Annotated in this window: 6 protein-coding genes; all 6 read right to left on the bottom strand. The window is 50.5% G+C overall.

Annotation, left to right across the window (positions count from 1 at the left end):
• Positions 1 to 1,105, bottom strand: a 1,105-nt coding sequence (locus tag BUB60_RS19195; RefSeq protein ID WP_073083314.1) for an ABC transporter permease family protein, incomplete at its 3' end; no start/stop codon positions are given.
• Between the two features lie 303 nt (positions 1,106 to 1,408).
• The gene (locus tag BUB60_RS19190) at positions 1,409 to 2,812 is read right to left on the bottom strand and encodes an ABC transporter ATP-binding protein (RefSeq protein ID WP_073083310.1); all 1,404 of its coding nucleotides are present in this window, start codon (positions 2,810 to 2,812) and stop codon (positions 1,409 to 1,411) included.
• Between the two features lie 61 nt (positions 2,813 to 2,873).
• Positions 2,874 to 4,370, bottom strand: a complete 1,497-nt coding sequence (locus BUB60_RS19185; RefSeq protein ID WP_073083305.1) for an ABC transporter permease — start codon at positions 4,368 to 4,370, stop codon at positions 2,874 to 2,876.
• Positions 4,371 to 4,634: 264 nt separating this feature from the next.
• Positions 4,635 to 4,793 (bottom strand): hypothetical protein, encoded by a 159-nt coding sequence (locus BUB60_RS20340; protein ID WP_159435488.1) that lies wholly within the window; start codon positions 4,791 to 4,793, stop codon positions 4,635 to 4,637.
• Positions 4,754 to 5,962 carry an ATP-binding cassette domain-containing protein gene (locus BUB60_RS19180; RefSeq protein ID WP_073083302.1) on the bottom strand — a complete coding sequence of 403 codons (1,209 nt, stop codon included), beginning with the start codon at positions 5,960 to 5,962 and terminating at the stop codon, positions 4,754 to 4,756. Before BUB60_RS19180 ends, BUB60_RS20340 begins: the two co-directional genes overlap by 40 nt.
• 88 nt (positions 5,963 to 6,050) lie before the next feature.
• The gene (locus tag BUB60_RS19175; protein WP_073083298.1) at positions 6,051 to 7,559 is read right to left on the bottom strand and encodes an ABC transporter permease; all 1,509 of its coding nucleotides are present in this window, start codon (positions 7,557 to 7,559) and stop codon (positions 6,051 to 6,053) included.
• Positions 7,560 to 7,678 lie beyond the last annotated feature (119 nt).

Below are 7,678 nucleotides of genomic sequence, written 5' to 3'. Positions count from 1 at the left end.
AGCCGACGACGGCGATGGCGATGAGGACCCCCGAGATGGTGCCGAGCTGCGTCAGCGGCCTAACGGCGGTCTTGTACGTCGAATCGTCCGCCTTAATCGTGAAATAATTCCAGTCGATCCCCTGAATCGCTTTGACCTCCGAGATAGCGGCCTCCAGATTTTCAGGGTCGTCTACAAAAATAACGGGATTCCTAGGAGCTGTTTCATACTCGGGATTCACCGTCTGGCCACTATATTTCCGAAATATGCTGGCGATCTGAAGTTCCGTTGCCGGATCGCTGAAGATCATATTTTCGGCAAGTTCCCGCTCCGCTGTTTGGACATAAGTTTCGCCCTCGGTATCCGTTTCAAACGACGCTTCCTGCGAGAAATTTATGTCGAACAACCCCACGATCTCCAGCTTGATCGGCTCTCCAACGATTTTGTTATAGTCCCCACCTATGACACAAGAGCTCTCCCTCATTTCAGCGGTGAACGTATCCCCGACGGACAGGTTGTTCCTACGGGCCAGATCGGTGGAGATCACCGCCTTGTTGACGTCACCCTCCCGGATATGACGTCCCTGAACGAGTGCGAAAGCGCCGTTTCTGAAGAACTCGTGGAGCCCGCTATCATTGCAATAACTTATACTTGGGATATGCATCCAAAAGGTGGCCTGATCCAGATCAAAGGGTAAGTCTGCAAAGGCCGCGGGGTTTTTCTGATAGCGTCGAATTGCATCCGCATTACTGCCGGGGTGCAGCTGCACGTCTACATATAATAGACTTGTTCCTCTATCATAATAATCCGAATAATAGCCTGTTATATGATCCAGCTTTAAGATCCGGCTCATGACCGCTGCGCTGATAAAAGGTACTTTATCAGGCGATATTTTTGCAGCGCCCCCGTTTTTGTCAACCAAAGCTTGCAATGCAGCTTCATCCCTTTCAATGGTAAAGCTGTTGGCGAGGCTCTTACGGACGGCGTCCGCCTGTCTGTCCGCGCTGGATTTTATGGCAAGGCCTAGCATCGTAAGGACCGCCGCCACGAACATGATGACAAGCAACAGGATACTCCGGCCCCGCTTGCGGGTTATGTACAAGAAGCCCCTTTTGATGACCGACATTGACAAACCTCCCTGTGCTTATTAAGCAATAGAAACGGCTCAAATGAGAAGCAAGTTATCATCATGTTCAACCGGTTTTATTTAGATGCTTTGCCGGAAATCTCCATATGATTACGGGAATACCGCAGTTTCATTATAGTATAAAATGGGAGCTTTAGCCAGTCCCTGTTACAAAAAGGTATAGTTGTAAAATGCCGGTCGTTGCTGCCCCTGCGTAGATGTAGGATATGGTTTCGTTTTCCAGCTTGCCGATGGAAAGCAGCGCCCGTCCACACCGGTGTTAATCACCGAAATATGAATCCCTTATTTCTTCCGAATATACCGGTCAGCCTGATATGTAAAAAAGGTGGCATACCTGCTGGCCTTTTCCATCAGCTCGTCGTGCGTCCCCTGTTCGATGACTGTCCCGTTTTCGATGACGATGATTTTGTCGGCAATAATCGTATTCGACAAACGATGCGAAGTGAAAATCGCCGTTTTGCCGCGGCTCAGCTTTTCCAGTGAACAGAAAACCTTATATTCCGACTCGGGGTCCAGGGACGCGGACGGCTCGTCGAGGATCAAGACCGAGCTGTTGCGGAAAAAAGTACGCGCCAGAGCGATTTTCTGATGCTGTCCGCCTGATAATTCCGTGCCGTTTTCTTCATAAGCTCTTGACAGGTAACTGTCCAGTCCGTCGGCCATCTGATCAAGGATATCGGAGGCGCTGCTGTTGTAAAGCGCTTCAAGCACGTCATTTTCATCGGCGTTTTTAAATATGTCGGATATTGTAATGTTCTCTCTTAATGTAAACGCATAATTCGGGCTCAGCTGAAAAAGACAACTGAACGCCTTCCGCAGGCTGGTAATTTCGTAATTTTTGACATCGGCGCCGTTGATACGGATATTGCCGGACTCCGCGTCGTAGAAGCGGAGCAGGAGCTTGATAAGGGTTGATTTTCCCGCGCCGTTGAGGCCGACGAGACAGACCTTTTCATGCTTCTTTACGGAAAAAGAGATATGCTGCAATACCTCTTTTTCGGTACCTGGGTACCGGAAGGAAACATCGTTGAATTCAATGCTTGTGATCTCGTTCAGCTTTTCCGTGCCCGTGTTCGCCACAGCGTTCGGTATAGCTTCAAACTCTTCAAACGAGTGAATCCGGAGCTTTTGATCGTATATATTGATGATTGAGGTCAGAGCGGCCATCAGGCTGCTCAGGAACTGTGCCAGAAGGCCCGAGTACAGCGAATAATCTCCGACGGTATTATTTCCGTTAATGATCCTTAAGGAGAGGACGGCGAGGATACCGAGGATGCAAAGCTGGGGGAGGACGGACAAGAGGGTCACCAGAAAGACCCTCTTTTTTGTCAGCTTCTTCTTTTTTGCAAAATAAGGACCCCAGATAGCTTTAAATTTCTCTTTCAGAAAATCTCCAATATTGAAAAGCCGGAGCTCCTGCGCGTAGCTCTTGTCGGTCATGATAAAAGACAGGTAGTTCATCTGCCGCTCTTCCTTGATGTGCGTCAGATTCCATTGATACAGCTTTTTGGTATATGTCTGGTTCAGGATCGCCGACGGCAAACTGACGGCCACAAGCAGGACCGTCAGCGGGATACTGACCTTACCGATGATGAGGAGCGCGCAGATCAGCGTAATTAAGGCGCTGACGCAGGAAAGCCCGCTCCAGAGGACGCTGATCACGGATAAAACGCTTCTCTTCGCCATCTCCAAAGACAAATTGCGAGGCGATCCGGAGCAGGGTATAAGAGACCGAGGATTTAATTATTCACATGGCCCTTAAAACGGCCTTTGGCTTCATCTTCGTCACATTCCTCGCCGTAATGCCGACGCTGAGCGCCGTGCTGCCCAGCACGGCCGCCGCCGCAATTAGAATGTTTTCCGCGTTCAGGCCGTAGGTCAGGTTCACCGGATCGGCGGAAGACTTGTCAATGACAATATCATGATTGACTATCTCCATATCATACGTGCTCCCCGTCTCCTTGGGGGACGCGAGCCTGTTGGCCATGCTTCCGACGGGGCCAGACAGGGCGGCGGAAACGGCGGCGGCGAGGACCAACGCGACGACGGCCAGCGTCAGGCTCTCATAGAGCTGCTGCAGCACAATCTTCCGCTTGCTCTCGCCCAGCGACATCAGAATACCCATTTCGCGCTTCCGGCTCTTCGACCACATGTTCAGGGTGAGCCCCAGGACCGCCACGCAGCCGACGACGGCGATGGCGATGAGGACTGCCGAGATGGTGCCGAGCTGCGTCAGCGGCCTAACGGCGGTCTTATACGTAGAATCGTCCGCTTTGATCGTGAAGTAGTTCCAATCGATTCCCTGAATCGCCTTGACCTCCGCGATAGCAGCTTCCAGATTTTCAGGGGCGTCTACAAAGAACGTGGCGCTATTAAGGATCGGTCTGGAATCACGCCTCTCCTCTAAACCGTTATCTTTTCGATATGTCCGGACGATATTTTTGGTCTGAATCCCTGTCGCCAGATCGCTGAAGATCATGTTGTCGGCAATTTCGTACTCTGTCGTTAAGATAACATAACTGCTGCTTTTATCCCCTACAAACGACAGTTCCTGTGAGAAGTTGATGTCGAACAGGCCGACAATCTCCAGTTTTATCGGCTCTCCGACGGTTTTTTTAAAGTCCCCGTATGCGGGAACAGCGCAAAACCATTCCCTGTTTTCGAGAGTGATCGTATCTCCGACGGACAAGTTGTTCCTACGGGCCACATCGGTGGATATAACGGCTTTATTGACGTCGCCGTCCTGGATATGACGCCCCTGAACAAGTGTGAAGGCGCCGTTTCTGAAGAACTCATGGAGCCCACTGTTATTGCAGTAACTCATATATGGGAGATGCATGCCAGTTATAATCTGGTCAAGATTAATGGGTATATTCGAAAAACTTGCAGGGTCTTTCTGATACAACTGGTATTCACCCGCCGCTGCACCGGGGCTTAGTTGCGCGTCTACGTATATCATGGGAGCTGTCATATCCGCATAATAGCCTGTAATATGGTCCAGCTTCAGGATTTGGCTTGCCAGGTCCATGCTGATTGTTTTATCCTTCGGTATATCTTCGTTTTCGTTAATAGCAAAACTGCCCCCCAGACTCTTGCGGACAGCGTCCGCCTGTCTGTCGGCGCTCTGCTTGACGGCGAGACTCAGCATCGCGAGAACCGCGGCCACGAACATGATGACGAGCAGCAGGATACTCCGACCTCGCTTGCGGGTTATGTACAGAAAGCCTCTTTTGATGACCGACATTGTCAAACCTCCCTGTGTTTATTAAGCAATAGAAATGGCTCAGATGACAAGCAAGCTTATCATCATGTTCAACCAGTTCTGCGGAAACACGCAGTTCCATTATAGTATAAAATGGAAGTTTCAGTCCAGTCGTTGTTTGCAAAAGGCCTTTTTATCGTTGTAAATGTTGGCCGTTGCTACCCCGATGCAGATGTGGAATATGGTTTTCTTGCCGATGGAAAGCAACGCCCGTCCACACGTCGTTATCACCGCGATATGAATCCCTTACTGACCGGCTTTCTCCCGAATATACCGGTCGGCCTGATATGTAAAAAAAGTGGCGTACCTGTTGGCCTTTTCCATTAATTCATCGTGCGTCCCCTGTTCGATGACCGTGCCGTTTTCTATGACGATGATTTTGTCGGCAATAATCGTGTTCGACAAACGGTGCGACGTGAAAATCGCCGTTTTGCCGCGGGTGTTCCACTAATCAAAACCGAGCTGTTGCGGAAAAAAGTACGCGCCAGAGCGATTTTCTGATGCTGTCCGCCCGATAATTCCGTGCCGTTTTCTTCGTAAGCTCTCGACAGGTAACTGTCCAATCCGTCGGCCATCTGACCAAGGATATCGGAGGCGCTGCTGTTGTAAAGCGCTTCAAGTACGTCATTTTCATCGGCGTTTTTAAATATGTCGGATATTGTAATGTTCTCTCTTAATGTAAACGCATAATTCGGGCTCTGCTGAAAAAGGCAGCTGAACGCCTTACGTAGACTCACGATTTCGTAGTTTTTAATATCGACACCGTTGATACGGATATTGCCGGACTCCGCGTCGTAAAAGCGGAGCAGGAGCTTGATAAGGGTTGATTTTCCCGCGCCGTTGAGGCCGACCAGACAGACTTTCTCATGAGCATTTACGGAAAAGGAAATGTGCTGCAATACCTCTTTTTCGGTACCTGGATACCGGAAGGAAACATCGTTGAATTCAATGCTTGTGATTTCGTTCAGCTTTTCCGTGCCTGTGTTCGCTACAGCGTTCGGAATAGCTTCAAACTCTTCAAACGAATGAATCCGGAGCTTTTGATCGTATATATTGATGATCGAAGTCAGCGCGGCCATCAGGCTGCTCAGGAACTGTGCCAGGAGGCCCGAATACAGCGAATAATCTCCGATGGTATTATTTCCGCCCATGATCCTCAAGGAGAGGACGGCGAGGATACCGAGGATGCAGAGCTGGGGGAGGACGGATAAGAGGGTCACAAGAAAAGCCCTCTTTTTCGTCAGCTTCTTCTTTTTCGCAAAATAAGGACCCCAGATAGCTTTAAATTTCTCTTTCAGAAAATCTCCAATATTAAAAAGCCGGAGCTCCTGCGCGTACTTCTTATCAGTCATGATAAAAGACAGGTAGTTCATCTGTCGCTCTTCCTTGACGTGGGTCAGATTCCACTGATACAGCTTTTTGGTATATGTCTGGTTCAGTATTGCCGACGGCAGACTGACGGCCACAAGCAGGACCGTCAGCAGGAGGCTGACCTTGCTGATGATAAGGAGCGCGCAGATCAGCGTAATTAAGGCGCTGACGCAGGAAAACCCGCTCCAGAGGACGCTGATCATGGATAAAAAATAGGCCGTGATGATACCACTGAAACCGGCAATAAATTGAGAGCCGATCCGGGGTATAACAGACCGGTGATTTAATTATTCACATGGCCCTTAAAACGGCCTTTGGCTTCATCTTCGTGATATTTCTTGCCGTGATGCCAACGCTGAGCGCCGTACTGCCCAGCACGGCCACCGCCGCGATCAGAATATTCTGCGCGGTCAGGCCATAGGTCAGGTTTACCGGGTCGGCGGAGACCTTATCAATAACAATATCGAAATTGACTATCTCTATATCGTACGCACTCCCCGTCTCCCTCGGGGACGCGAGCCGGTTCGCCACGCTGCCGACGGGGCCCGCCAGGGCGGCGGAAACGGCGGCGGCGAGGATAAGCGCAACGACGGCCAGCGTCAGGCTCTCATAGAGCTGCTGCAGTACAAGCTTCCGCTTGGCGACGCCCAGCGACATCAGGATGCCCATCTCGCGCCGACGGCTCTTCGTCCACATATTCAGGGTGAGCCCCAGGACCGCCACGCAGCTGACGACAGCGATTGCGATGAGAACCACTGAGACAGCGCCGAGTTGCGTCAGAGGCCTGACGGCGGTTTTGTACGTTGAATCATCTGCTTTGATCGCAAAAAAATTCCAATCAATTTCCTGAATCGCCTTGACCTCTGCGATGGCGGCCTCCAGATTTGCGGGGTCGTCTACAAAGAACGTGGCGCTATTGAGGCCTAGTCTGGAATCTCGCCTCTCCTCTAAACCGTTATCTTTCTGATATGTCTGGACGATATTTTTGGCCTGAATTCCTGTCGCCAAATCGCTGAAGATCATATTCTCGGCAATTTCGGGCTCCGGCGTTAAGATAGCATATGAGCCGTTTTTATCCCCTATAAACGACAGTTCCTGCGAGAAGTTGACGTCGAATAGTCCCACAATATCCAGCTTGATCGGCTCTCCGACGATTTTTTTATAGTCATCGCTTAAGGGAGAAACACAATACGCTTCCCTGTTTTCGAGAGTGATTGTATCTCCGACGGACAAGTTGTTCCTCTTGGCCACATCCGTCGATATCACAGCTTTATTGACATCCCCATCCTGGATATGACGCCCCTGAACAAGCGTGAAAGCGCCGTTTCTGAAGAATTCGTGCAGTGCGCTGTTATTGCAGTAGCACATCTCTGGGATATGCATACCAGTTGTAATCTGATCAAGATTAAAGGGTATATTAGGATTAGAATAATATTCGGGGTGTTCCTGATACCCCTTATATATATCCGCCGCTTGACCGGGGCTTAGTTGCGCGTCGACGTATATCATGGGAGCCACCATATCCGCATAGTAGCCTGTAATATGGTCCAGCTTCAGGATTTGGCTTGTCAGATCCGTACTTATAACATGAGCCTTGTCGCTCGGCATATCTTCGTTTTGGTTAATGGCGAAGCTGCTCCCCAGGCTCTTGCGGACGGCGTCCGCCTGCTTGTCAGCGCTAGACTTGACGGCGAGGCCCAGCATTGCGAGGACCGCCGCCACGAACATGATGACGAGCAGCAGGATGCTCCGGCCCCGCTTGCGGGTTATGTACAAAAAGCCTCGTTTGATGACCGACATTGTCAATCCCCCGTTAGAATGGTCTCACATGGCCCTTAAAACGGCCTTTGGCTTCATCTTCGTCACATTCCTCGCCGTAATGCCGACGCTGAGCGCCGTGCTGCCCAGCACGGCCGCCG

The sequence above is a fragment of the Sporobacter termitidis DSM 10068 genome (genome assembly GCF_900130065.1).
Taxonomy (GTDB): Bacteria; Bacillota; Clostridia; order Oscillospirales; family Oscillospiraceae; genus Sporobacter; species Sporobacter termitidis.
Note: the sequence above shows the minus strand (reverse complement) of the source record. Positions and strands in the feature narration are given on the sequence as shown.